24 protein-coding genes are annotated in these 25,344 nt (G+C 66.5%); 9 read left to right on the forward strand and 15 right to left on the reverse strand.

Going from position 1 to position 25,344, the window contains the following annotated elements:
* Positions 1-93: 93 nt before the first annotated feature.
* Both purE and G3I74_RS06445 read left to right on the forward strand, forming a co-directional pair.
* Positions 94-588: a 5-(carboxyamino)imidazole ribonucleotide mutase gene (gene purE, locus G3I74_RS06440; protein ID WP_164210751.1), complete on the forward strand. Its 495-nt coding sequence runs from the start codon at positions 94-96 to the stop codon at positions 586-588.
* A 7-nt stretch (positions 589-595) separates the two neighbouring features.
* A complete protein-coding gene (locus G3I74_RS06445) occupies positions 596-1,711 on the forward strand; it encodes a 5-(carboxyamino)imidazole ribonucleotide synthase (protein WP_164210752.1) in 1,116 nt (371 codons plus the stop codon).
* Positions 1,712-2,506: 795 nt separating this feature from the next.
* Here G3I74_RS06445 and G3I74_RS06450 read toward each other — a convergent pair.
* The 3 genes from G3I74_RS06450 to rnt form a co-directional block, all read right to left on the reverse strand.
* Positions 2,507-3,688, reverse strand: a complete 1,182-nt coding sequence (locus G3I74_RS06450; protein WP_164210753.1) for an aspartate aminotransferase family protein — start codon at positions 3,686-3,688, stop codon at positions 2,507-2,509.
* A 71-nt stretch (positions 3,689-3,759) separates the two neighbouring features.
* Positions 3,760-4,338, reverse strand: coding sequence for a superoxide dismutase (locus G3I74_RS06455; protein ID WP_164210754.1), 579 nt, complete (start codon positions 4,336-4,338; stop codon positions 3,760-3,762).
* A 117-nt stretch (positions 4,339-4,455) separates the two neighbouring features.
* A complete protein-coding gene (rnt, locus tag G3I74_RS06460) occupies positions 4,456-5,061 on the reverse strand; it encodes a ribonuclease T (RefSeq protein WP_420823069.1) in 606 nt (201 codons plus the stop codon).
* A 75-nt stretch (positions 5,062-5,136) separates the two neighbouring features.
* On the opposite strand from rnt, the gene G3I74_RS06465 reads away from it, so the two are divergent.
* On the forward strand, positions 5,137-6,015 hold the full coding sequence (locus G3I74_RS06465; RefSeq protein ID WP_164210756.1) for a TraB/GumN family protein: 879 nt from the start codon (positions 5,137-5,139) through the stop codon (positions 6,013-6,015).
* Here G3I74_RS06465 and nth read toward each other — a convergent pair.
* On the reverse strand, positions 5,997-6,650 hold the full coding sequence (gene nth, locus G3I74_RS06470; RefSeq protein ID WP_164210890.1) for an endonuclease III: 654 nt from the start codon (positions 6,648-6,650) through the stop codon (positions 5,997-5,999). The genes G3I74_RS06465 and nth overlap by 19 nt on opposite strands.
* Positions 6,651-6,764: 114 nt before the next feature.
* Between nth and G3I74_RS06475 the strand changes: the two genes are divergently transcribed.
* Positions 6,765-8,324, forward strand: coding sequence for a bifunctional aminoglycoside phosphotransferase/ATP-binding protein (locus G3I74_RS06475; protein ID WP_164210757.1), 1,560 nt, complete (start codon positions 6,765-6,767; stop codon positions 8,322-8,324).
* Here G3I74_RS06475 and G3I74_RS06480 read toward each other — a convergent pair.
* Positions 8,313-8,987 carry an electron transport complex subunit E gene (locus tag G3I74_RS06480; RefSeq protein WP_164210758.1) on the reverse strand — a complete coding sequence of 225 codons (675 nt, stop codon included), beginning with the start codon at positions 8,985-8,987 and terminating at the stop codon, positions 8,313-8,315. The genes G3I74_RS06475 and G3I74_RS06480 overlap by 12 nt on opposite strands.
* Positions 8,988-9,100: 113 nt before the next feature.
* Between G3I74_RS06480 and G3I74_RS06485 the strand changes: the two genes are divergently transcribed.
* Positions 9,101-10,126, forward strand: a complete 1,026-nt coding sequence (locus G3I74_RS06485; protein ID WP_164210891.1) for a class 1 fructose-bisphosphatase — start codon at positions 9,101-9,103, stop codon at positions 10,124-10,126.
* 6 nt (positions 10,127-10,132) lie between these two features.
* Here G3I74_RS06485 and rsxG read toward each other — a convergent pair whose 3' ends face one another.
* From rsxG to metG, 8 genes are all read right to left on the reverse strand, one after another.
* Positions 10,133-10,765 carry an electron transport complex subunit RsxG gene (gene rsxG / locus G3I74_RS06490; protein WP_164210759.1) on the reverse strand — a complete coding sequence of 211 codons (633 nt, stop codon included), beginning with the start codon at positions 10,763-10,765 and terminating at the stop codon, positions 10,133-10,135.
* Positions 10,762-11,793 (reverse strand): RnfABCDGE type electron transport complex subunit D, encoded by a 1,032-nt coding sequence (locus tag G3I74_RS06495; RefSeq protein ID WP_164210760.1) that lies wholly within the window; start codon positions 11,791-11,793, stop codon positions 10,762-10,764. The genes rsxG and G3I74_RS06495 overlap by 4 nt, the downstream gene beginning before the upstream one ends.
* Positions 11,794-11,802: 9 nt before the next feature.
* A complete protein-coding gene (gene rsxC / locus G3I74_RS06500) occupies positions 11,803-13,320 on the reverse strand; it encodes an electron transport complex subunit RsxC (protein ID WP_164210761.1) in 1,518 nt (505 codons plus the stop codon).
* 6 nt (positions 13,321-13,326) lie between these two features.
* Entirely contained in the window at positions 13,327-13,869 is a 543-nt protein-coding gene (gene rsxB, locus G3I74_RS06505; RefSeq protein ID WP_164210762.1) for an electron transport complex subunit RsxB, read from the reverse strand.
* Between the two features lie 28 nt (positions 13,870-13,897).
* A complete protein-coding gene (locus G3I74_RS06510; RefSeq protein ID WP_164210763.1) occupies positions 13,898-15,709 on the reverse strand; it encodes a methyl-accepting chemotaxis protein in 1,812 nt (603 codons plus the stop codon).
* A 97-nt stretch (positions 15,710-15,806) separates the two neighbouring features.
* Positions 15,807-16,895, reverse strand: a complete 1,089-nt coding sequence (locus tag G3I74_RS06515; RefSeq protein WP_164210764.1) for a GGDEF domain-containing protein — start codon at positions 16,893-16,895, stop codon at positions 15,807-15,809.
* Positions 16,896-16,939: 44 nt separating this feature from the next.
* The gene (rsxA, locus tag G3I74_RS06520) at positions 16,940-17,518 is read right to left on the reverse strand and encodes an electron transport complex subunit RsxA (protein ID WP_164210765.1); all 579 of its coding nucleotides are present in this window, start codon (positions 17,516-17,518) and stop codon (positions 16,940-16,942) included.
* Between the two features lie 12 nt (positions 17,519-17,530).
* Positions 17,531-19,555, reverse strand: a complete 2,025-nt coding sequence (gene metG / locus G3I74_RS06525; RefSeq protein WP_164210766.1) for a methionine--tRNA ligase — start codon at positions 19,553-19,555, stop codon at positions 17,531-17,533.
* 153 nt (positions 19,556-19,708) lie between these two features.
* Between metG and apbC the strand changes: the two genes are divergently transcribed.
* Entirely contained in the window at positions 19,709-20,791 is a 1,083-nt protein-coding gene (apbC, locus tag G3I74_RS06530) for an iron-sulfur cluster carrier protein ApbC (RefSeq protein ID WP_164210767.1), read from the forward strand.
* Between the two features lie 5 nt (positions 20,792-20,796).
* On the opposite strand, the gene dcd is transcribed toward apbC, so the two are convergent.
* Together dcd and G3I74_RS06540 are read right to left on the reverse strand one after the other, a co-directional pair.
* A complete protein-coding gene (gene dcd / locus G3I74_RS06535; protein ID WP_164210768.1) occupies positions 20,797-21,363 on the reverse strand; it encodes a dCTP deaminase in 567 nt (188 codons plus the stop codon).
* 46 nt (positions 21,364-21,409) lie between these two features.
* Entirely contained in the window at positions 21,410-22,504 is a 1,095-nt protein-coding gene (locus G3I74_RS06540; RefSeq protein WP_164210769.1) for a S1C family serine protease, read from the reverse strand.
* Between the two features lie 195 nt (positions 22,505-22,699).
* Here G3I74_RS06540 and petA point away from each other — a divergent pair, with 195 nt between their 5' ends.
* The 3 genes from petA to G3I74_RS06555 are packed head-to-tail and all read left to right on the forward strand — an operon-like array spanning position 22,700 to position 25,304.
* On the forward strand, positions 22,700-23,326 hold the full coding sequence (gene petA / locus G3I74_RS06545; protein ID WP_164210770.1) for a ubiquinol-cytochrome c reductase iron-sulfur subunit: 627 nt from the start codon (positions 22,700-22,702) through the stop codon (positions 23,324-23,326).
* A 2-nt stretch (positions 23,327-23,328) separates the two neighbouring features.
* The gene (locus G3I74_RS06550) at positions 23,329-24,567 is read left to right on the forward strand and encodes a cytochrome b N-terminal domain-containing protein (RefSeq protein WP_164210771.1); all 1,239 of its coding nucleotides are present in this window, start codon (positions 23,329-23,331) and stop codon (positions 24,565-24,567) included.
* Complete coding sequence (locus G3I74_RS06555; protein WP_164210772.1) at positions 24,564-25,304, forward strand: cytochrome c1; 741 nt, start codon at positions 24,564-24,566, stop codon at positions 25,302-25,304. Before G3I74_RS06550 ends, G3I74_RS06555 begins: the two co-directional genes overlap by 4 nt.
* Positions 25,305-25,344 lie beyond the last annotated feature (40 nt).

Raw genomic sequence — 25,344 nt, forward strand, 5'->3', positions numbered from 1 at the left:
TGCGAGAGCGCACGCCAATGGCCGCGCTGCGACCTGTGGCGCCAGCTTCGGCCTGCTACCATAGCGCGCCTGACCGATCAGGAGTAAGCCAGCATGCAGACCGGCCCACGGGTGGGCGTGATCATGGGGTCGCAAAGCGACTGGGACACCATGCGTCATGCCAGCGAAATCCTGGCGGAACTGGACGTCGATCACGAGTGCCGGGTGGTCTCGGCCCACCGCACGCCCGACGCCATGTTCGAGTATGCGCAAGAGGCAGCCGAGCGCGGTTTGAAGGTCATCATCGCCGGCGCCGGCGGCGCCGCCCATCTGCCGGGCATGGTCGCCAGCAAGACCCATCTGCCGGTGCTCGGCGTGCCGGTACAGTCGCGCACCCTCAACGGACTGGATTCGCTGCTTTCGATCGCCCAGATGCCTGGCGGCATACCCGTCGGCACGCTGGCCATCGGCAAGGCCGGGGCCAGGAACGCCGGGCTGTTGGCGGTCTCGATGCTGGCCGCTTTCGACCCCGAGTTCGCTGAACGCTACATCGCCTGGCGCGAGCGCCAGACCGAGCGCGTGCTGGCCAACCCCGTACCGGGAAGCTGAAAAGCGCATGCACGTGGGAATCCTGGGCGCCGGGCAGCTGGCGCGCATGATGGCCGAAGCCGGCGGCCCGCTGGGCCTGTCGTTTTCTTTCCTCGATCCCTCGGCCGATGCCTGCGCCGGTGAGCTGGGCCGGCTGTACGTGGGGCAGTGGGACGATTCGTCCGCGCTCCAGGCCCTGGCCGAGTGCGATCGGGTCACCGCCGATTTCGAGAACGTGCCGGCCGCGGTGCTGGCGCGGCTGGCCGAGCAGGTCGCCGTGCGACCGCCGGCGCGCGCTTTCGCCGCCGGCCAGGACCGGCTGGAGGAAAAGGCGCTGCTTGAAGGGCTGGGCATCCCCGTCGCCCCGGTCGCGGCCGTGAACACTCGCCCTGATCTGCTGGCGGCGGTCGAGCGGATCGGACTGCCGGCCGTCCTCAAGACCCGCCGCCTGGGCTACGACGGCAAGGGTCAGGCGGTTTTAGAGAGCCACGAAGACCTGGAGCCGGCCTGGCAGAGGCTGGGCGGCCAGGCGCTGATCCTGGAGGGCTGGATCGACTTCGACTTCGAGTGCGCCCAGACCGCGGTGCGGTCGGCCAGCGGGGAGGTGCGCTGTTACCCCCTGACCCGGACGGTTCACAGCGACGGCATTCTTCGGCTGGCGGCCAGCCCGGCCGGCGTGTCCGCCGAGTTGGCCGGGCAGGCGAGCGCCGCGGTCACGACCCTGCTCGAGGCCCTGGATTACGTCGGTTGCCTGACCCTGGAGTTGTTCGCGGCCGGCTCCGAACTGATCGCCAATGAATACGCGCCGCGCCCGCACAACTCGGCCCACTGGACGATCGAGGGGGCGGTGACCTCGCAGTTCGAAAACCACCTGCGCGCGGTCTGCGACCTGCCGCTGGGCAGCGCGGCCGCGCGCGGCGTGGCGCTGATGTTCAACTGGCTCGGCGCCATGCCCGAGCGCGCAAAGCTGCTGGCGGTGCCGGGGCTGGCCTGGCACGACTACCACAAGCAGCCCCGACCGGGCCGCAAGGTCGGCCACGCCACGCTGGTGGCTGCCGATCAGGCGAGTTTGTCCGAGGCGCTGGAGGCCCTCAAGCCGCTGCTGGATCGCGACACCGCAGGGCTGTTGGGCCGGCTCGGATAGGGGTGGTGGCCGGCAGCGAGGGGTAGGCGCTGTCCCCGACCGCCGGGCCAGCGCTGCTGGTGGCGGACCCCGGGGAAAGTGGCTTTTGGGTGCCGGGCGAATGGCGCTGGCGAGCGTTCTGGTCGGGGGCGCGCTGTTGGCGAGATCGCCTGTTCGGGCCGGCGGATGGCCGGGTGCCGCGTTCCGGGCCCTATGGTCGGGGACAGCGCCCACCCCTCACTGCCCGGAAGGATGGCGGCTTGTTCCAAAGAACATCCGCATCACCACCAACATGTCAGATCGGGTGGGTACGGGTGGGTACGGGTGGGTACGGGTGGCGGCGGGTTGGCGGCGGCGCGGGCAGTCCAGCGCCGTCTCCGCTCCTCACTTCGGCGGGATGCCTATCCGAGGCGATTGATGCCAGTTCCAAAGAACATCTGCATCACCACCAACATGTCAGATCGGGTGGGTGCGGGTGCCGCCGGGTTGGAGGCGGCGCGGAACAGCCAGCGCCCCATCCGTCGCTCGCGTTAGCAGGAAGCCCTCTCCATGGCTGATCCAATAAAGCAGCGTCGAGGCAATGTGCGCGGCACCCAGGCGCCACCATCACCTCCCGCCTGCAAAACGCCGATCGCCGCCGCAAACCCGGCGGCACCCGTACCCGCCCGAGCAGGCGCCGCCCATACCCGACCGATCCGGCGCCACGTAACCTCGGCCTGATCCGGCACCACCCGTACCCGCTTGATCCGGCAGCACCCAACACGCGTCCGATTACCCCACCAAGCGCGGATGCCCTGAAAAGCATCGAGCGGCCGCTTAGACCGTGGCGGCAAATTTCTCCCGGACCAGATCGGCGACGATCTCGACGATCAGGTCGATCTGCGCGTCGTCGACGATCAGCGGCGGCAGCAGGCGGATGACGTTGCCGCGGGTGATGTTGAGGATCAGGCCGCGCGCCATGGCGGCGTCCTTGAGTTCGCCGGCGGCCTCGGAAAGCTCGACCCCGACCATCAGCCCGCGGCCGCGGATATCGACCACGCCTTCGACGCCGGCCAGCGCGCGGCGCAGACCCGCGAGCAGGCGCTTGCCGGCGCGTTCGGCCTGCGCCGGGATATTGACCTCCGCCATAATGGCGAGCACCTCCAGCGCCACCCGGCAGGCCAGCGGATTGCCGCCGAAGGTGGTGCCGTGGGAGCCGGGGGCGAGCAGGGCGGCGACGTGTTCGCGGGCCAGGCAGGCGCCGATCGGCACGCCGTTGCCGAGCGCCTTGGCCACCGTGATCACGTCCGGCAGCAGGCCGGTCTCGTGCTGGAAGGCGAACCAGCGCCCGGTGCGGCCGATGCCGGCCTGGATTTCGTCAAGCATCAGCAGCGCATCGTGCCGGTCGCACAAGTCTCGCAGCGCGCTCAGGTAACCGTCGGGCGGCACGCGAACGCCGCCCTCGCCCTGGATCGGCTCGACCAGCGCCGCGACCAGGTTCGGGTGCTGCTCGAAGGCCTCGGCTGCGGCTTCGCGGTCGCCGAAAGGCACCCGCACGAAACCCTCGACCAGCGGCCCGAAGCCGGCCTGGATGGTGCTGTTGCCCGAGGCGCTGAGCGCGGCCAGGGTGCGGCCGTGAAAACTGTCGCTGGCGACCAGCACGGCGGGTTGCTCGATGCCGCGCGCATGGGCGTGGCGCCGGGCCAGCTTGAGCGCGCACTCGATCGCCTCGGCGCCGGAGTTGGCGATGAAAGCTCGATCCAGGCCGCTGATCTCGGCCAGCCGCTCGGCCAGCCGCTCCTGCTCGGGAATGCGCACGATATTGGCGGTGTGGATGAGCTTGCCGGCCTGGTCGGCCAGGGCGGCGGCGATACGGGGATGGGCGTGGCCCAGGCTGCAGACGGCGATGCCGCTGAGCGCGTCGAGATAGCGGCGATTCTGGTCGTCGTAAAGCCACGCGCCGTCGCCGCGCACCAGGGCGACGGGCATTCTGACGTAGGTATCGAACAGGTGCGACATGGTCGCCATTGTAGGGCCACAGCGGGCCGGCCGCGAGGGCCGGCCCGCTGGTGTTTACGAAAGACCCGGCCTTACTTCAGATTCGAGGCGACGAAGTCCCAGTTGACCAGTTTCCAGAACGCCTCCAGATACTTGGGACGGGCGTTGCGGTAGTCGACGTAGTAGGCGTGCTCCCAGACGTCGCAGGTCAGCAACGGCGTGGCCGCCCCGGTCAGCGGCGTTTCGGCATCGTCGGTGTTGTCGATTTCCAGGCTGCCGTCGGGATTCTGTACCAGCCAGGTCCAGCCGGAGCCGAAGTTGCCCACGGCGCTGGCGTTGAACTTTTCGACGAACTGATCGAACGAGCCGAAGTCGCGGTTGATCAATTCGGCCAGCTTGCCGGTCGGCGCACCGCCGCCATTGGGACTCAGGCAGTGCCAGTAGAAGGTGTGGTTCCAGACCTGGGCGGCGTTGTTGAACAGCCCGCCGCTGGACGAGCGGATGATTTCTTCGAGCGACTGGTTGGCCATGTCGGTGCCTTCGACCAGGCCGTTGAGCTTGTCGACGTAGGTCTGATGGTGCTTGCCATAGTGGTACTCCAGCGTTTCGGCCGAGATGTGCGGCTCGAGCGCATTCTTGGCGTAGGGCAGTTCGGGAAGGGAAAAAGCCATTGCAAACTCCTAAAGTGGTGATGTTTTGAATCAGGGAACCGACCTTATCTGAACAAACGTTGGGTCACGAACCAGCGACTTTCAAGGTAGCAGCCCGACGTCAACGACGCCGGATCATCATTCCAGTTCCTGCAGGTGCCGCCAGCGGTTGACGATGGTGCAGAACAGGGTGGCGGTGCGTTCGGTGTCGTAGGCGGCCGAGTGCGCCCGGTCGCTGTTCCATTCAAGACCCGCGGCGGTGACGGCGCGGGCGAGCACCGTCTGCCCGTAGGCCAGGCCGCCCAGGGTGGCGGTATCGAAGCAGCTGAACGGATGAAAAGGATTGCGCTTGTAGCCGACCCGGGCAATGACCGCGTTGAGAAACGACAGATCGAAGTGGGCATTGTGGCCGACCAGCACTGCGCGCTTGCAGCCGGTATCGCGCAACGCCTGCCGGACCGGGTTGAGCAGCGACCGCAGGCCGGTCTCTTCGTCGACGGCCGGGCGCAGCGGATGGTCGGGCCGAATTCCGTTGAACTCCAGCGCGGCCTGCTCGATGTTGGCGCCGGGGAAAGGTTCGATATGCCGCACCTGGACCGGTTGTGGATGCAGCCAGCCATCCTCGTCCATCGCGATGATGCACAGCGCCAGCTCCAGCAGGGCGTCCGTTGCGGGGTTGAAGCCGCCGGTCTCGACGTCCACAACCACCGGCAAAAAGCCGCGGAATCGGTGCGCGATGGGCATCATCTGGGATTGCGTAGCCGTCAGGGTAGAATCATGGACCATGGTATCGGTTCACGCGCTCGACAAGGTGACAGAATGAGGTTTTTATCCCGGCTTTGGGTGTCCGCGCTGCTGGTCTGGATGTTCGCCGGGGCCGCCCAGGCCCAGGTGCTGTGGTCCGTAAAGGGCCCGGAGGGACAGCAGAACTGGTTGCTTGGCACCGTTCACAGCGAGGATCCGCGTCTGCTGGAATTTCCCGAGGCGGTGCTCGAGGCGCTGGCGGACTCGGACCGTCTGGCGCTGGAGCTGGTGCCGGACGCAAGCCTGCTGGAAATCCTCAACCAGGCCATGCACTACCCGGAGCCGCGGCTGGACCAGGTGCTGGCTGCCGGCCCGTACGAAAAACTGGTCGAGATTCTCGGGGACAGCTACGGCATGGGCGAGCCGGTGGTGCGCCGCCTGCGCCCCTGGGCGGCTGCCATGACCCTCTCGGTGCCGCCGCCGCAGACGGGTCTGTTCATGGACCTGGCCCTGTCCATCCGCGCCGGCGGCCTGTCCCTGGAGGTGGTCTCGCTGGAGCGGATCGAGGAGCAGCTGGCGTTCCTGGCCGACATGCCCGAGTCGATGCAGTTGAACCTGCTGGAGCAGGCGATCGAGGATTTCGCCCGCCAGGATGAAATGTTCGAGACCCTGGTGCGCAGCTACCTGGCCGGGGACCTGGCGCGCCTGGAGGCGGTCGCCCGCGAGCAGATGGCGGGGCTCGATCCGGCCCTGCGGGCACATTTCGAGCAGGTCGGCATGATCGAGCGCAACCACACCATGGTTAAGCGGGCGCTGCCGTGGCTGGAAGCGGGTGGCCTGATGATCGCTGTCGGCGCCCTGCACCTGCCGGGCGAGGAGGGTCTGATCGAGTTGCTGCGCGCGCGCGGGATGACCGTGGAACCGGCCCTCGGCCCCTACGAGGACCCTTCCTGAAGGACTTTCCTGCGCCCGGGCCAGCGACAAAGATCGACCACCGGACACTGCCCGCACAGCGGCTTGCGCGCCTTGCAGGTATAGCGACCGTGCAGGATGAGCCAGTGGTGGGCGTTGAGCAGGTAGGGTTCCGGCACGCGTTTGAGCAGGGCCTTTTCGACCGCCAGCACGGTCTTTCCGGGCGCCAGGCCGGTGCGGTTGGCGACCCGGAAGATGTGGGTATCGACGGCCATGGTCGGCTGGCCGAAGGCCGTATTGAGGATCACGTTGGCGGTCTTGCGGCCCACCCCGGGCAGGGCCTCCAGGGCCTCCCGGTTCTGCGGGACCTCACCATTGTGCTCTTCGACCAGGATGCGACAGGCCGCGATCACGTTTTTGGCCTTGCTGTTGAACAGGCCGATGGTCTTGATGTAGCGCTTCAAGCCCTCTTCGCCCAACGCCAGGATCTGCTCGGGCGTGTTGGCCACCGGAAACAGTCTTTTCGTGGCCTTGTTGACGCCCACATCGGTGGCCTGGGCCGACAGGGTGACGGCGACCAGCAGTTCGAAGGGCGAGGCGTAGGCCAGCTCGGTTTTCGGGTCGGGATCGATCTCGGCCAGGCGCTGGAAAAAGGTCGCGCGGTCGGCGGCGTTCATGGCGGGCATGGGCGAAGGCTGCGGATTTCTCGAGACTCGGGTTGACGGCAGAATAGCACCGGCGACGGCGATATACTGGCCGTGCACTTTCCGATCCGGCAGCAGAATCCGACCATGCACAGTCCGCTGATCGACGCGCTCCGCGACCCGGCGTGCTACCCCCATCCGGTCAGCGAGGTGGCGCTGACAGAAACCCATATCTCCTGGGTGCTGCTGGCCGGAGACTATGCCTACAAGATCAAAAAGCCGGTGGATTTCGGTTTTCTGGATTTTTCGACGCTGCAGCGTCGACAGTATTTCTGCCAGGAAGAAATCCGGCTGAACCGGCGCACCGCGCTTGATTTGTATATTGACGTTACGGCGATCAGCGGCGTTGCCGAGGAGCCTGAAATCGGCGGTGCGGGCGAGCCGATCGAATACGCCGTAAGGATGCAGCGTTTCGATCCCGCAGACGGTTTCGATCGGCTGATGGAGGCCGGGCGGCTCGAAGCGTCCCACGTCGAGTCGCTGGGCGAGGCGCTGGCCGATCTGCACGAGGTCGCCGAGCCCGCCCCGGGTGACTCGAAGTGGGGCAGTCCGGCCGAGGTGATCGGGCCCATGCGCGACAACTTCACCACTTTGCGCGAGCGCCTGTCGGATGCCGGGCGCCGAGCCCGGCTTGCGCGGCTGGCGGCGTGGACCGAAGATCGTTTCGCGGCCTTGCGCGATCGGATCCAGGAGCGCCGCACGCAGGGTTTCGTGCGCGAATGCCACGGTGATGTCCACCTGGGCAACGTCACCCTGTTCGAGTGCCGCACCACGCTGTTCGACTGCATCGAGTTCAGCCCCGATCTGCGCTGGACCGACGTCATGGCCGACCTGGCGTTCGTGGTCATGGATCTGCGCGAGCGCGGTGCGGCCAGCCACGCCTGGCGCCTTCTCGATCGCTATCTGGCCCGCACCGGGGATTACGCCGGGCTGGCCCTGCTGGATTTCTACGTGGTCTACCGCGCCCTGGTCCGGGCCAAGGTGGCCGCGCTGGGCCTGGACAACCAGACCGAGACCGCGGACGCCGACCGTATCCTGGCCACCATCGACAGCCACCTGGCGCTTGCACTGAAGGTTGCCGGGGAACGTCGCCCGGCGCTGATCCTGACCTGCGGGGTCTCCGGCAGCGGCAAGAGCCATCTCGCCCGATCGCTGTTGGCCGACTGCGGCCTGATCCGGCTGCGTTCGGACGTCGAGCGCAAGCGCTTGTTCGGGCTCGACGAGCTGGCGCGCACGCAGTCGCCGACCGGCGGCGGCCTGTATGGCCCCGAAGCCACGGCCCGGACCTACCAGCGGCTGCGGCAGCTGGCCGGCGCGGTCACCGATGCGGCGCTGCCGGTGCTGGTCGACGCCACCTTCCTGGAACCCGAACACCGGCAGGCGTTTGCGGATCTGGCCGGGCGGCGCCAGATTCCTTTCGGCGTGCTGGTCTGCACGGCCGATGAGCGCGTGCTGCGCGAGCGTGTGGGTCAGCGCGCGGACGACGGCAGCGATGCTTCAGAGGCCGATCTCGAAGTGCTGGATCGGCAGCTGGCTTCGTTTGATCCGCCGGCCGAAGACGACGAGCTGATGGTGATCGACACCGCCGCCGCCGGCGGCGAAGCGCGGGCCCGGGCCTGGATCGCGCGGCTGCTCTCAGGCGGCTGACGGCGAGGTTTCGGGCGCAGGCGCGGTCTGCGGCTGCCGGATCAGGCGCTGACGCAGGGCGACCAGCAGTCCGAGACCGATGAATGCGCCTGGTGGCAGCAGCGCCAGCAGCAGGCCGACGCCTTCCGGCATGAGCTGCAAGGTCATCCCGCCGGCCCACTCACCCAGCAGCAGGTTGGCGTCGGCAAACAGCGTGCCCTGTCCGATCAGCTCCCGGCCCGCGCCCAGCGCGATCAGGACCAGTCCGAAACCAGCGCCCTGGGCCAGCCCGTCGTGGACGGCGGCCAGCGGCGGCTGGCGCGAGGCGAAGGCTTCGGCCCGGGCGAGAATGGTGCAGTTGGTCACGATCAGCGGCACGAAAATGCCCAGCGTGCGGCTCAATTCGTGCAGCCAGGCCTGCAGGGTCAGATCCACCACGGTCACCAGCGTGGCGATGATCAGGACAAAGGCCGGGATGCGGATTTCGGGCATCAGCGCCCCGCGCAGCGCGGACACGGCCAGGTTGGAGCAGACCAGCACGATCAGCGTGGCCAATCCCAGCCCCAGCCCGTTGATCGTCGTATTGGTGACCGCCAGCAGCGGGCACAGGCCGAGCAGCTGGACCAGACCCGGGTTGTTGTCCCACAGGCCCTGGCGCCAGATCGGTCGGGGATCGGAGGTCATGGGCTTCGGACAGGCTGGCGGTGGGCTTTCACGCAGCGGATTTTATCGCGTCGGGCCGGGCGGCGGGCTAAAATGACGGCGACGCGCGAGGGCGTCGCAGACAGGGGATGTTCATGCAAATCGGCACCACGCTGACCAACTACATCATCGAAAACCAGCGCCACGTGCGCGCCAGCGGCGAGTTCACCGGCCTTCTGAACGACATCACGGTGGCCTGCAAGAAAATTGCCGACCTGGTCAACAAGGGCGATCTGATCAACGTGCTCGGCAGCACCGAGTCAGAAAACGTGCAGGGCGAGACCCAGAAGAAGCTCGACGTGATCGCCAACGATTTGATGATCGACGCGCTCCGGCACAACGGTCATATCGCCGGATTGGCTTCCGAAGAAATGGCCGGGATCTACCACCTGCCGCCGGGCAAGCTGCGCGGCAGCTACCTGGTGCTGTCGGACCCGCTGGACGGGTCGTCGAATATCGACGTCAACGTCTCGGTCGGCACCATTTTTTCCATCCTGCGCGCCGCTGAGGGCGGAGGTGAGCCGGAAGTGGCCGACTTTCTGCGGCCCGGCACCGAGCAGGTGGCAGCCGGCTACTGCCTGTACGGGCCGTCCACGCTGCTGGTTCTGACCACCGGACAGGGTGTGAGCATGTTCAACCTCGACCGCGCGGTGGGCGAGTTTCTGCTCACGCGCGAGGGCGTTCGCATTCCGCCCGACTGCCGGGAATTTGCGATCAACGCCTCCAACCAGCGGTTCTGGGACGCGCCGGTGCAGCGTTTCATCGGCGAATGCGCGCAGGGTCGCGACGGTCCGCTGGGCCGGGATTTCAACATGCGCTGGGTGGCCTCCATGGTTGCCGAAGTGCACCGCATTCTCATCCGTGGCGGGGTGTTTCTGTATCCCTCGGATCGGCGCCTGGCCGCCGCCGGCAAGAACGGCAAGCTGCGCCTGATGTACGAAGCCAACCCGATGGCGATGATCGTCGAGCAGGCCGGCGGTGCCGCCTCGACCGGGCATCAGCGAATCCTCGAGGTCGAACCGCAGGATCTGCACCAGCGCGTGCCGGTCATCCTGGGCTCGCGCAACGACGTCGAGCGCGCGGTGGCCTACCATGCCGAGGCCCCAACCGCGATCGGCTGAGCGTGTTCAGTGCGCCTCGCGATTGGCCGTCGACCTGGCCCACAGCCGTTCCGGATCGGTCTGCTCCAGCGCCGACAGCGCCGAGCGGACCGCATGGATGACGGCATCGGTGGTGATCGTGGCGCTGGTCAGGGTGTCGAAATCGCCGCCGCGCTGATCCGGCGCCCAGGCCTCGGCCGGTGGCTGGCCGAGGCTGCGGCCTCTGAACTGGGTGATCCAGTCGCTGCGCTGCCGTTCGATCTTGTCGCCCAGGCCGGGCGTTTCGCGATGGGCGAGCACGCGCACGCCCAGCACGGTGCCTTCCGGGTCGACGGCGACCAGCAGGCGGATATCGCCGCTGTAGCCACGCGAGGTGACCAGATCAACCAGGCTGGCCACGGGCTGGCCGTTGCGCCGGGCCCGGTAGACCCGGGCCGGCTGCTCCAGTCCCGGCAGCGCAAGAACGATGGCGTCGTCGAGCAGTTCGTTGTCGAAAGTCCCCGCCGGAAGCAGCGCGCTCAGCGTCGCCAGCGCCCTTCGCTGCTCGGCGGCCTCGATCCGATCGCGCGTGAGCCGGTCGACGCCGGCCAGCAGCAAGGCGGCGCCCAGGCCAATGGCGGTCAGCGCGAGCGCGGCGCGACGTCGGTCCGGGTTGATCATCGCGCGTAACCGTAGACGCGCGGGCGGGTGTAGCGGTCGATCAGCGGCACCAGCATGTTCATCAACAGCACGGCGAAGGCGACGCCGTCGGGAAACCCGCCCCAGCGCCGGATGGCCAGGGTCAGGATGGCGACGCCGGCGCCAAACAACAGCTTTCCGCGCGGGGTGGCGCTACCCGAGACGGGATCCGTGGCGATAAAAAACGCGCACAGCAGCAAGCCACCGGAGAACAATTGGCTCAGCGGGCTGGCATGGAGATCCGGTGCAATCAGCCAAAGCGGCAGGGTGACCAGCAAGGTGGTCAGGATCACCGCCGCGGGCACGTGCCAGCCGATGACCCGCTGCCAGACCAGCCACAGGCCGCCCAGCAGTGTTGCCAGCCCGATCCAGTCCCAGCCGCGTCCGCCCAGTGTTCCAAAGACCGGATGGGTGCGGATTTCGGACATCAGCAGCTGATCCTGCAGACCGGTGCGCACGAGCTCCAGCGGTGTCGCGGAGGTCAGCGCCTCCCAGGCAAGCCGTTCCGGCGGCACCCCGCTGAACACCGTGAGCAGCGATTCAGTCAGACCCGGTGGCGCGCTCGCCGGTCCGCGCGGTGTCAGCCACTGGCTCAGTTCGGTCGGGAAGGCGATGATCACGGCGGCCAGTCCCACCATGGCCGGGTTGAACAGGTTGTAGCCGAGACCGCCGTAGAGATGCTTGGCAACGACGATCGCAAACAGCATGCCGGTTGCGCTGACCCACCAGGGGCTGAGCGGCGGCAGGCACAGCGCAAACAGCACGGCGGTGACGAGCGCGCTGCCGTCGGTCAGAAACAGCCTCGGCCGGCGCTGGCGCAGCCGCAGCATGCCCCACTCGAACCCGAGCGCAAAAAGACAGGCCAGAGCGATCTGGATGGCGATGCCCCAGCCGAAAAACCACCAGTGCGCGGCGATCGCCGGCAGCAATGCCAGCACCACCTGGCCCATGAGCCGGTTGACGCGCGGCTTCGGTGGCAGGTGGGGCGCGCCGTTGACGGGAAAACGCATGGCCGGTTGCTACTCCGCGGGCTTTTTCTTGTTTCGCGCCCGGGCGATGGCGGCCTGGATTTCGTTCTCGGCCCCGCCCTTTTGGCGCAGGCGCTCGGCCCGCGCGCGTCGGCGCGCCTCGCGCTCGGCCTGTTCGCGCGCCAGTCGCTCCTGGCGGGCTTCGTGGCGGCGGCGGGCGAGCGCGGCACGGCGCTGGTCGAGATCGCGCAGGCGCAGCTCGCCCTTGGCGTGGCGGTAGTAGTCGACCAGCGGAATATGGCTGGGGCAGACCTGGGCGCAGCAGCCGCACTCGATGCAGTCAAACAGCGCCAGGTCGCGCGCCTGCTGGTAGCGCGCGCCGTCGATCGCGCGCAACAGCAGCTGCGGCATCAGGCTGGCCGGGCAGGCTTCGACGCAGGCCCCGCAGTTGATGCAGGGCAGGACCGAGTTCGGATCGGGTGGCGGGGTGTCGAGCACCAGCAGGCAGTTGCTGCCCTTGGTCATGATCACCTCGTCGGTTTCCAGCGCCGTGCCCGACATCGGCCCGCCCAGAATCAGGCGGCAGGCCTGCTCGGTGTATCCGCCGGCCTGTTCGATCAGCCAGGCCGCGGGCGCGCCCACCGGGGCAACAAGATTGCAGGGCTGGGCGACGCCCGGGCCGGTCACGGTGACGATGCGCTCGGTCAGCGGCCGGCCGCGTTCGGCTGCATCGAAGGCGGCCGCCGCTGTGGCAACGTTGTGGCAAACCAGGCCCAGATCCTGCGGTAGACCGTCGTGGGGTACCTCCAGACCGGTCAGGGTCTGGATCAGCTGGCGCTCGCCGCCTTCCGGATAGACGGCAGGGACGGTGACGACTTCGATCGAGCCGGCCGCACCGAGCTCGCGCGCGGCCTGGCGCAGCGCCTCGGCGGTTTCATCCATGGGGTCTTCCACGGCCAGGATGATCCGTCCGGCACCGGCTGCCGCGGCCAGGATGAGGCCACCGGCGACGACGTCGGACGGCCGGGCGCGCATCAGGCTCTCGTCGCAGGCGATCCAGGGCTCGCACTCGGCGCCATTGAGGATGAGGGTATGGATTTCCGGCCAGGGACCGCGCAGCTTGGCGGCGGTGGGGAAAACGGCGCCGCCCATGCCGGCCAGCCCCATTTGGCGCAGGTGATCGACGATCATGGACGGTGGGGCCTGGTGCCAGTTCTTGAGTCGACGAGGCGCAGCGGCGCCCGGCTCAGCGCCGGTGCGGATCTCGACGCAGCGGCGCAGGCTGCCGGGCGGATGACTGGCCGGTCGGCGGGTCAGCCCGACGACGGTGCCGGCACAGGGCGCATGCGCCGGGACCTCGAAATCGCCTTCGCTGGCCGTCAGCGCCTGGCCCGCGATCACCGGCTGGCCGGTTTCGACCAGCACCTGGCCGCTTTCGCCCTGGTGCTGGCCGACGGGCACGAAGACGCGATCCGGCAGCGGGCAGCGGCGCAGGGGGGCGTCGAGCGAAACTTGCTTGTGGTGCGGCAGCGCGAGGCCACCGGGAAAGGCATGCGGCCGTGCACCCATGGCCACTCAGGCGGCGCGCACGCGAATCGGAATCGGGCGCGGTGCGACTTGCGGCTGCGGCCGCTCGACCAGGTCGATGCAGTCGACCGGGCAGGGCGCCAGGCAAAGTTCGCAGCCGGTGCATTCGGCCTCGATCACGGTGTGCATCTGGCGCGATGCGCCGACGATGGCGTCGACCGGGCAGGCCTGGATGCACAGGGTGCAGCCGATGCAGCGGTCTTCGTCGATCAGCGCGCTCAGCGGCGGTTTGGTTTCGCCGCGACTGGCGTCCAGCGGCCTGGCCTCGACGCCCAGCAGTTCGGCGAGGGCCTGCACGCCTTCCTCGCCGCCGGGCGGACACTGATTGATGTCGGCCTCGTGGGCCGCGATGGCTTCGGCGTACGGCCGGCAGCCTGGATAGCCGCACTGGGCGCATTGGGTTTGCGGCAGGATCTCGTTGATGCGTTCGGTCAGCGAGTCTTCATCCGGGCGCAGGCGCTGGCCGGCCCACAGCAGGCCGAGGCCAATGGCGGCAACGATGACGGACAGGGTGACAATAGCGGCGATCATGCTGGCCGCTATCGTAACCGAGGCGGCTTCATTTTCGGTCGATGGAGAAAAAGCTGATCGCGCGCTTGAGCTGTTCGGCGTGAGCGCTGAGCGCCTCGGCCATCGCCGCCATCTGCTCCGAGGACGAGGCGTTTTGCTGGACCACCTCGTTGAGCTGCGACAGGCCGTCGGTGATCTGGCGCGCGCCCGAGTCCTGCTCGTTGCTGGCCGCGCTGATCTGCTGGACCAGTTCGGCGGTGCGCCGGATTTCGGGCAGGATGCTGTTGATCATCTTGCCGGCCTCTTCGGCCAACTCCACCGACCCGCTGGCGACTTCGCCGATTTCGCGGGCCGCGACCTGGCTGCGCTCGGCCAGCTTGCGGACTTCTCCGGCAACCACGGCAAATCCCTTGCCCTGCTCGCCGGCGCGCGCGGCCTCGATCGCGGCATTCAGCGCCAGCAGGTTGGTCTGGTAGGCGATATCGTCGATGATGTGGATTTTTTCAGAGATTTCGCGCATGGCCACGACCGTGCGCGACACCGCTTCGCCGCCTTTCTCGGCGCTGGTTGCGGTCTGCAGGGAAATGCGTTCGGTCTCGGCCGCGTTGTCCGAGGTCTGGTGAATGCTGGCACTCATCTGCTCGATGGATGCAGACACTTCCTCGACCGAAGAAGCCTGCTCGGTCGAGCCCTGGGCCAGGGTGGCTGCGCCCTGCGACAGCTCGCCGCTGCCGTCGCTGACGCTGGCGCTGACGGTGCGAATCTCGCCGATGGTCGTGCGCAGCTGCTCGGTCATCACGCCGACCGACTGCAGGACCCGGCCGGCCTCGTCGTGGCGGTCGGACTGGACCGTCATGGAACAATCGCCCCGGGCGATCCGGCCGGTGATGTCGATGACCTCATCCAAAGGCCGCAGGGCGCGCACCGTGATCCAGACAATCACCGTCAGCACGATCGCCATGATCAAAAGCGAGGTCAGCACCGACGCGATCATCTGGCCGCGCTGGGCGCTGACCAGGGCGCTGACGTCCGAGCCCACCACGATCTGACCGATGACCTGATCCTGGTAGTCACGCAGCTCGATGGTGCTCAGCGCGATCCGGGCATCCTCGAATTCACTGACGCCGCTGAGGTCTTCGCTTTGCTCGAGCAGCGTGCGGGCCTGATCGGAGGAAAAGCGGTAGTACTGCAGGCCATCGCGCATCAGGTCTTCGGTGCCGTCGGCAAAACGGCCGGCGTTGCGGAAGATCGCCGGGTCGATGCCGACCGCGTAGAAAATACCCAGGTTTTCCTCCAGTTGCTGGAGGAGGCCGTTGACCGAACCGCCCAGTTCAACCGAGCCGACGTGCTGACCCCGGTGGGTTACCGGATAGACGATGCGAACGCCGGGGCCGCCGCGACCGACCTCCAGGCCGCGGATCGGGCGCTGATCGCGGTTGGCCGCGATCACGGTGGCCCGAAACGCCGACAGGTCATCGTCGAAATTGTCCGGGGAATGGAAGCGATAGAAGCTGGTGGCCGGTGGGACGTGCCACTGGTACTGGGCGATGCCGTACTCGTTGCGCATGCGCTGATAGAGGTCGGCATGGCGCTCGGCCAGCGTCGCCCGATCGCGTTCGGCAAAGGCGGCAACGGCCTGATCGTCAGTGAGCAGGGACTCGATCGCCAGCGACAGCCGCGACAGTTCGCCGGAAAGCAGGTTGCTGAATTCCTGGTTGGCGGTATCGGCCAGCGCTTCGACCTCGAGCGCGAGCAGCCGGTTCGCCTCGCGGATCTGAAAAAAGCTGTTGGTGGCGGCGAGGACGACGATACCGACGGTGACCGCGAGAATGATCTTGAACTTGAGTGATGCCGCTTTCATGGCTCCCTGAACCCTTGCTTGTGAACGCCGTCACGAAGCATACACCGGGCTGCGGCTGTTTTGCCAGATGGCTGATCGAGAAATCAGGCGCGGGGTGTCACAGGGTCACGACCTGGTTCTTGCCCGCCGCCTTGGCCTGGTACAAGGCCTGGTCGGCGCGTTCGAGCAGGCTCTGGCGGGTGTCGCCCGCGCGAAAATCGGTCACGCCGATGCTGACGGTCAGGTGAAGATAGTCCTCCCGATCGTCGACCGGCAGCGAGAAGCGGGTACCCGCCACCGCCTGCCGCAGGTTACCGGCGCGTTTGCCCGCTGCGCGCAGGGAGGCGCCCGGCATCACGGCGACGAACTCCTCGCCGCCGAAGCGGGCGACGAAATCGTCTTCGCGCAGGATGTCCACGCATGCCCCGGCCATGGCCGAAATGACCTGGTCACCAACCAGGTGACCGTGCTGATCGTTGACGACCTTGAAGTTGTCGATATCGAGCATCAGTACCGAAAATGACTTTCGCCGGATGCGGTTACCGTCGATCAGCGAAGTCAGGTATTCATCCATCGCGCGCCGATTGAAGATGCCGGTCAGCGGATCGCGGCGATTTTCGTCGCGGGTCTTTTCGAGTTCGTCGCGCAGCACCTCGACCTGGCCGCTGAGGCTGTTGAGCTGCTGTGATTCGGCCTGCTTTTTCTGCTCGACCATGCTCTTGAGCTGGCGCACTTCCTCGGCCAGCGAGGTCTTGATCTTGCGCAGGTCGTCGAGGGCGATGATGCGCTCGAAGTTGGTGCCCTGGTCGAGAATCTGCTGGTGATAAGCGGCGTTCTCCCGGTTCAGCAAAGCCATGGCGTTCGACAGCAGGGTGATGACCTTGCGCAGCTCGGCTTCGCGCTCGAGCAGGTAGGTGTTCTGGCGCTCGATGAAGGCCTCGAAGCGCTGGGACCGTTTGTTCATCGCCCGCCGCATCTGGTCACCGGTTTCCAGCCCCGGCAACTGCTCGCTGAACTCGGTCACCTGGCTGCGAAAATCCGCGCTTTTGAGTTCGTCGAGTTCCAGCGCGAAGTTCTTCAGCAGCACCAGCAGTGTCTGGATGGCCGACTGGCAGGCGGTTTCGCGATCGCCGAGGGCGGCCAGGCGCTTTTCAAGTTCGGCGGGATCGGGTCTGTCTTCAGGTGAGCGCTTGCTGCGGAAAAACATCATCGATCTCCGGGTCGAGTTATGCGGTTTTGTTAACGAAGATTCTACAGCCGGGCAAAGCCGGTAAAGCCCATGAACGCCAGCGCCATCAGTCCGGCGGTGATCAGGCCGATTGGCGCGCCGCGGAAACTGGCCGGGACATCGGCCAGCTCGATGCGCTCGCGGGCCGCGGCCAGCGCGATCAGCACGCCGCCAAAGCCGAGTGCCGCGCCGAAGCCGTACAGGGCTGACTCCACCAGGCTGTGCTGCTCGCGAAGATTGAGCAGGGCCACCCCGAGCACCGCGCAGTTGCTGGTGATCAGCGGCAGGTAAATGCCCAGCACCCGGTGCAGCAGCGGGGCGGCGTGGCGCATGAACAACTCGGTCAGCTGCACCAGCGCGGCGATGACGACGATGAAGCTGACCGTGGACAGATACATCAGCTCCAGCGGCTCGAGCACCCAGCGGGTGAGCAGGTAGCTGGCCACCGCCGCGAGGGTCAGCACGAAGGCCGTGGCCAGCGCCATGCCGACGGCCGACTCGATCGACGACGACACGCCCAGAAACGGACAAAGCCCGAGGAATTTGACCAGCACGAAATTGTTGACCAGCGCGGCCGAGAAGACGATCAGCAGCAGGTCCATGCACGCGTTCGCCTAGCTGATCTTCATGCCGGGCTCGGCACCGCTGTCGGGCGACAGCAGCCAGGGCCTGCCGCCGTCGTGGCTGGCGGCCAGCACCATGCCCTCCGAGATCCCGAAGCGCATCTTGCGCGGGGCCAGGTTGGCGACCATCACGGTCAGTCGCCCGACCAGGTCGGCCGGGTCGTAGTGGCCGCGGATGCCGGCGAAGACCTGGCGCTTCGGCCCGCCCAGGTCCAGCTCCAGGCGCAGCAGTTTGTCGGCGCCCTCGACGAGTTCGGCGTTGACGATGCGGGCGACGCGCAAATCGACGGCGGCGAAAGCGGGGAAGGCGATTTCCTCGGCCAGCTTAAGCTCGCGCGGTGGCGAAGCGGCTGACGATTCGGCGGCTTCAAGATTTTCCCGGCTGGCCGCGATGACCCGCTCGACCTGTTCATCCTCGACCCGCTTGAGCAACGGCTTGAAGGGTTCGATGCGATGGTCGAGCAGCGGCTGCCCGATGCTGTCGAAGTCCTTGAGCGAGGTCGCAAGAAAGGTCTCGGCGGCTGCCGCCGTGGCCGGAATAACCGGTGCCAGCCAGGTCATCATCACCTTGAACAGGTTGATGCCCTGGGTGCAGACCGCCAGCACCTCTTTCTCGCGCCCGCCCTCTTTGGCCATGACCCAGGGCTTGTGTTCATCGATGTAGCGGTTGGCGTCGTCGGCCAGGCGCATGATCCGGCGCACCGCCATCTGGAAATTGCGCTGCTCGAAGTCGGCCGCGATGGCCTCGTGTTCGTCGACGAAGCGCTGATACAGCGCGGGATCCGGCAGTTCAGCCGCCAGCCGGCCCTGGCCGAACTTGTGGATAAAGCCGGCCGAACGACTGGCGATGTTGACCAGCTTGCCGACCAGGTCGGCGTTGACCCGGGCGCGGAAGTCTTCGAAGTTCAGGTCGATATCGGCCAGGCCGGTGCCGAGCTTGGCGGCAAAGTAATAGCGCAGGTAGTCCGGGTGCAGCTCGTCGAGCCAGGTGCGGGCCTTGATGAAAGTGCCCCTGGATTTCGACATCTTGGCGCCGTTGACGGTGAGAAAACCGTGGGCGTAAACACCGGTCGGGCGACGGATGCCGGCGGCTTCGAGCATGGCCGGCCAGAACAGGCAGTGGAAGTAGATGATGTCCTTGCCGATGAAGTGGTGCATCTCGGTATCGGTGTCGGGCTTGAGCCAGTCCTCTAGATCCAGGCCTTCGCGTTCGCAGATCTCGGAAAAACTGCCCAGGTAGCCGACCGGCGCGTCCAGCCAGACGTAGAAGTACTTGTCGGTCTCGCCGGGGATAAGAAAGCCGAAGTAGGGCGCGTCCCGGGTTACATCCCAGTCGCGCAGGCGATCGCCGAACCACTCCTGGAGCTTGTTGGCGACCTCGTCCTGCAGCGTGCCGGAGCGCACCCAGTCCTTGAGGCTGTCGCGGAACTGATCCAGGGTGACGAAATAGTGGTCGGTCTTTTTCATCACCGGGGTTGCGCCGGAGACCATCGAGCGCGGCTCGACCAGTTCGGTCGGCTCGTAGGTCGCCCCGCAGGACTCGCAGGAGTCGCCGTACTGGTCGGCGGCGCCGCACTTCGGGCAGTGGCCGCGGATGAAGCGGTCGGGCAGAAACATCGCCCGCTCGGGGTCGAAGAACTGCTCGATGGTGCGCGTGGTCACCGCACCGCTGTTGACCAGTCCCTGCCAGACGCGCTCGACCATGACCCGGTTGGGCTCGCTGTGGGTGGACGAGAAGTTGTCGTGCGACAGGCCGAAATCGAGAAAGTCGCGCTCGTGCTCGGCGCGCATCGCCTCGACCAGGTCTTGCGGCGCCAGACCCTGTTTGTCCGCGTGCAGCATGATCGGCGTGCCGTGGGCGTCATCGGCCCAGGCAAACCAGACCTCGTGGCCGCGCGCGCGCTGGAACCGGGCCCAGATGTCGGTCTGGATATATTCGAGCATGTGCCCGAGGTGGATCGAGCCGTTGGCGTAGGGCAGGGCGGCGGTGACAAGGATGCGGCGCTTCGCGGTCATGGGGTCTTCGGTTGAGGTGGATGCGGCGGTTCGAGGCAAAATTATCGCACGGCCCCGCCGGCAGGCGTTGGCGCTTGGTACCATACCGGACCAGATTCGTCCGGTTAGGCCGGCATCGGTTCCAACAGCCCATTTGATAGGAATTTAGCGTCCATGTCCGAAGATCTGCAGTCTCGCCTCAAGCACTTGGTGTCGGCCATTCACGACCCCCACACGGGACAGCCGCTGGGCGATGCCGTTCGCGCGCTGGCCGTGGTCGACGGCAAGGTCGCCGCCGACATCGTGCTGAGTTACCCGGCCGCCGGCTGGGCGGACCGTTTGGCGCGGGTTGTGCACGATACCCTGGAGGCCGACGAGGACGTCGAGGCGGTCAAGGTCGACGTCGGTTTTCAGGTCATGGAACACGCCGTCCAGGAGGGCTTGACCCCGGTGCAGGGCGTGCGCAACGTCCTGGCCGTATCTTCGGGCAAAGGCGGGGTGGGCAAGTCCACCGTCGCCGCCAATCTTGCTTTGGCGCTGCAGGCCGAGGGCGCGCGGGTGGGTATCCTCGATGCCGATATCTACGGTCCCAGCCAGCCGCGCATGCTCGGTCTCGAGGGCGGACCACGCACCACCGACGGGCAGAAGATCATCCCCATGGCGGCGCACGGGCTGCAGGCGATGTCGATCGGCGTGCTGGTCAAGCAGGACCAGGCCATGATCTGGCGTGGCCCCATGGCCATCCAGGCCCTGCAGCAGATGTTTGAGCACAGCCTGTGGGAGGATCTCGACTACCTGATCGTCGACCTGCCGCCGGGCACCGGCGATATCCAGCTGAGTCTGTCGCAGAAGATCCCCGTGGCCGGCGCCATCGCCGTGACCACGCCGCAGGAAGTCGCCGTGGACGACGTGCGCCGCGCGGCGCTGATGTTCTCCAAGGTCAGGATTCCGGTGCTGGGCGTGCTGGAAAACATGAGCACGCATATCTGCTCCAACTGCGGATTCGAGGAGGCGGTGTTCGGCAGCGGCGGTGGCGAGCGGATCGCCGCCGAGCTCGGGCTGCCGATGCTTGGTCAGGTGCCGCTCAATGCCGGGCTCGGGCGTTCGACCGACCAGGGCGCGCCGATTGTTGTTTCGGAGCCTGACCACCCGACCAGCCAGCGCTTTCGCGAGATCGCGCGCCGGACGGCCGCACTTTTGTCGGTGCAGGCGCGCAACACCGCGGTTCGCATGCCCAGCATCAAGATCGTCGAGTAGGGTTTCTAAGCCCGCGGCAGGGTGACGCCGCGCTGACCCATGTACTTGCCGGCGCGATCGGCGTATGAGGTTTCGCACGGCTCGTCGGATTCCAGGAACAGGAACTGGGCCACGCCCTCGTTGGCGTAAATGCGCGCCGGCAGCGGCGTGGTGTTGGAAAATTCCAGGGTGACGTGGCCCTCCCACTCCGGCTCCAGCGGGGTGACGTTGACGATGATGCCGCAGCGCGCGTAGGTGGATTTGCCCAGGCAGATGGTCAGCACGTTGCGCGGAATCCGGAAGTACTCGACCGTGCGCGCCAGCGCGAAAGAGTTGGGCGGGATGATGCAGGTCCCGCCCTTGAAGTCGACGAAGCTGTTCTCGTCAAAGTGCTTGGGATCGACCACGGCCGAGTTGATATTGGTAAAGATCTTGAATTCGTCGGCGCAGCGGCCGTCGTAGCCGTAGCTCGAGGTGCCGTAGGACACCAGCCTGCGTCCTTCGCTGGTGCGAATCTGGCCAGGCTCGAACGGTTCGATCATGCCGTGCTGCTCGGCCATGGTGCGAATCCAGCGGTCGGACTTGATGCTCACGATCTGACTCCGATGGTCCAGGGGGCTCAGGGTTCATTCTAGGCGCTCAGCCCGGCAACGGCGGCTGCTGGATCAGGATGACGCTGGTCGTGAAGCGCTGGTTGCCGCGAGCGACTTCGACTTCCAGTTCATGCCCGGGCGCGAGGCGGGCGATGCGCAGCATCAACTCGCGCGCCGTGGCCACCGCGCTGCCGTCCGCGCTGAGCAGGATATCGCCGCTGCGCAACCCGGACTGCCAGGCCGGCCCGCCGCGGTGGATGCGGGTGATGCGCGCCCCCGGGCGGTTGCGTTGGGCCGGGTCGAAAGCGATGCTGACATCGGTCAGGTCAGCGCCCAGCCAGGCGCGACGGACCTGGCCGTACTCGATGATCTGATCGGCGATTTGATGGGCCAGGGCGGCGGGAATGGCGAATCCGATGCCCTGGGCGCCCAGGTTCTGGCTCAGCGAGGCCGAGTTGATGCCGACCACCTCGCCGGCCGGATTGACCAGCGCGCCGCCGCTGTTGCCGGCATTGATGGCGGCGTCGGTCTGGATAAAGTCTTCCAGCGTGGTCAGATTGAGCTGGTCGCGGCCGGTGGCGCTGACGATGCCCATGGTGACGGTATGGCTCAGACCGAAGGCGTTGCCGATGGCCAGCACCACGTCTCCGGCGCGCAGTCCCGTTGCGGTGGCCAGGTCTGCGGCCGGCAGATCTTCCAGGTCGATCTTCAGCACGGCCAGGTCGGTGGCCGGGTCGGCCCCGATCAGCCGCGCCTCGGCAGTGCGCCCGTCCCACAGCGCCACGACCACGTCGTCAACGCCGGAGATCACGTGCAGGGTGGTCAGGATCAGGCCGTCTTCGCTCAGGATCACCCCGGATCCCAGTCCGCGCCGGGGCCGCGTGACCATGCGGTCGCGGTACAGGCTGCGCAGCAGCGGGTCGCTGGAGGCCAGCCCGAGCGGCTCGGTGACCAGCGTGCGGGTGTAGACGCTGACCACGCTGGGCGCGGTGCGATTGACCGCCTCGGCGTACGAACTCGTGCCGCTGGGCGGGCTGTTGTGCAGCGCCGGCAGCCATTCCGGCCGGAGCCACACCGCCACAAAGGCCACGGCCAGACCGAGGACAACGAACTGCAGGGTAAAGAGGATGAGTTTCGGCAAGGCGGATTCGCGGGTTTCGGGCGCTGCCGGATCGGCGAAAGCTCCGACGCGTGAGAGCCCCTGTTGTCGGGCGGCCAGTATAATTGCTGTCTGTCTTAATTTTTCGCTAAAATAGCGGATTGCCCGCAGCGCCGTCGCGTCACTCTGGATCGGCATTTGTGGCGGGCCCCAACCTTTCCAGACCGGGAGTGATTCATGTCGGAAACCGAACCACTTGCCTCCGTCCAGCCGTCGGCGGATGACCCTTCCCGCCGGCGCCTGCTGCTGGCCTCTACCGGCGTGGTCGGTGCGGTCGGTGTCGGGGCGGCGGCCTGGCCGTTCCTGGCCTCGCTTCGCCCCAGCGAAAAGGCGAAGGTCATCGGCGCACCGGTCGAGGTGTTTATCGGCAACCTCGAACCCGGACAGCTGGCGCGCGTGCAGTGGCGCGGCTCGACGATCGGCATCATGCGCCGCACCGAGCGCATGCTGGCTGATCTGGACAAGCTCGATGATCGTCTGCGTGATCCGGAGTCGAGCAATCTCGATCAGCAGCCCGAGTACGCGCGCAACCAGCATCGCTCGATCCGGCCGGAAATCCTGGTGCTCAACGTTCACTGCACTCACCTGGGCTGCATACCCCAGGCCATTCCCGAAGTCGGCGCGCAGCCGTTCGACGCCAACTGGCTGGGCGGGTTCTTCTGCCCGTGCCACCGTTCGACCTTCGATCTGGCCGGACGCGTTTATGCCGGTGTGCCGGCGTCCAGCAACCTGCTGGTGCCGCCTTACAGTTTCATTGACGATGAAAACGTCATTATTGGCGTGGATCCGGAAGGAGCAGCGTAATCATGTCGAAAGCAGCAGGCCCGATTTCCCGCGGAGTGGACGCCGTTGACGACTGGGTCAACCAGCGCGCCTCGGTCAAGTCGTTCTACCGCCAGCACCTGAGCGAATACTGGGCGCCGAAGAACTTCAACCTGTGGTACTTCTTCGGTTCGCTGTCGCTGCTGGTGCTGGTCAATCAGCTACTGACCGGGATTTTCCTGACCATGCACTACAAGCCCGACGCCGAGCACGCCTTCGCGTCGGTCGAATACATCATGCGCGACGTGGAGTGGGGCTGGCTGATCCGCTACATGCACTCGACCGGGGCGTCGCTGTTTTTTGCCGTGGTCTACCTGCACATGTTCCGGGCGCTGATGTACGGCTCTTATAAAAAGCCGCGCGAACTGGTCTGGATTCTTGGCGTGGCGATCTTTCTGATCCTGATGGCGGAATCCTTCATGGGTTACGTGCTGCCCTGGGGCCAGATGTCGTACTGGGGCGCGCAGGTCATCATCTCGCTGTTCGGCGCCGTGCCTTACGTGGGCGAGGGGCTGGTGGAGTGGATTCGGGGCGACTATTTTGTCGCTGACGCGACCCTGAACCGCTTTTTCGCCCTGCACGTGGTGGCCTTGCCGATGGTGCTGGTGCTGCTGGTCGTGCTGCATCTGGCGGCCCTGCACGAGGTCGGCTCGAACAACCCTGACGGGGTGGACATCAAGGCGAAAAAAGACGCCAAGGGTCGTCCGCTGGACGCGGTTCCGTTCCATCCCTACTACACCGTCAAGGACATCTTTGGCGCCGGCGTATTTCTGATGATCGCCGCGTTCATCGTGTTTTTCTGGCCGGAAGGGGGCGGCAAGTTCCTCAAGCCCGACAACTTCGTCATGGCCAACCCGCTGGTGACCCCGGATCACATACCGCCGGTGTGGTATTTCACGCCGTTCTACGCCATTTTGCAGGCGATACCGGACAAGCTGCTGGGCGTGATCACGATGGGGGTTGCGGTGCTGATCCTGTTCTTCGTGCCGTGGCTGGATCGCAGTCCGGTGCGCTCCCTGCGCTACCGCAGCTGGGTTTCCAGAGTCGCGCTGGGGATCTTTGTCGTGGCCTTCGTGCGACTCGGCATGCTCGGACTTTCGCAGGACTCGAGCACGTTCGAACTGCGACTGTGGACCTTTGTCTACTTCGCCTTTTTCATCCTGATGCCGGTATGGACGAGCTTCGAGAAAACCAAACCCGTACCGGAGCGCGTGACCTCATGAGTGGATTGATCCGCACCCTCGCCGCTGCTGCCCTGCTGGTGGCCACCGGGCCCTCGCTGGCCGCCGGTGGCGGCGACCTGGACAGCGCCGGGACCAACGTGTTCGACCGCGCCTCGCTGCAGCGGGGCGCGGCCCTTTTCGTCAACTATTGCATGGGCTGTCACTCGCTCCAGTACCAGCGCTACCAGCGCCTGGCCGAGGACCTGGATCTGAGCGAGGCAATGGTCGACGAGTTTCTCGTCAAGGGCAACAGCGAACTGACCGACTACATGAAGTCGTCGATGCCTTACGAGGAGTCGGCCGACTGGTTCGGCAAGGCGCCGCCCGACCTGAGCCTCACGGCGCGGTCGCGCGGACCCGACTGGATCTATACCTTCCTGCGCAGCTATTACCTGACCGATACCGGCTGGAACAACACCGTGCTGGAAAACCCCGCCATGCCGCACGTGCTGTGGGACCTGCAGGGTACCCAGCGCGCCCTGACCGAGACGGTGACCGACGAGGACGGCAACAGCCGCACGCGCATTACCTCGCTGGAGCTGGATTCCGGCGGCAGGCTGTCGCCGGCCGAGTATGATCGTACCGTGCGCGACATAACCGCCTTCATGGAGTACGTGGCCGAGCCGGCCATTCTCAAGCGCGAGCGTATCGGCGTTTGGGTGCTGCTGTTTCTTGCGGTGTTTACCTTCCTGGCCTACCTGTTGTACGTTGAGTACTGGAAGGATGTGAAGAAGTGAACCCGGCGCGGCCTGCCCGGGTTCGGAATCAGCCGACAGG

Origin of the sequence: Wenzhouxiangella limi (assembly GCF_010499265.1) — a bacterium.
Taxonomy (GTDB): Bacteria; Pseudomonadota; Gammaproteobacteria; order Xanthomonadales; family Wenzhouxiangellaceae; genus Wenzhouxiangella; species Wenzhouxiangella limi.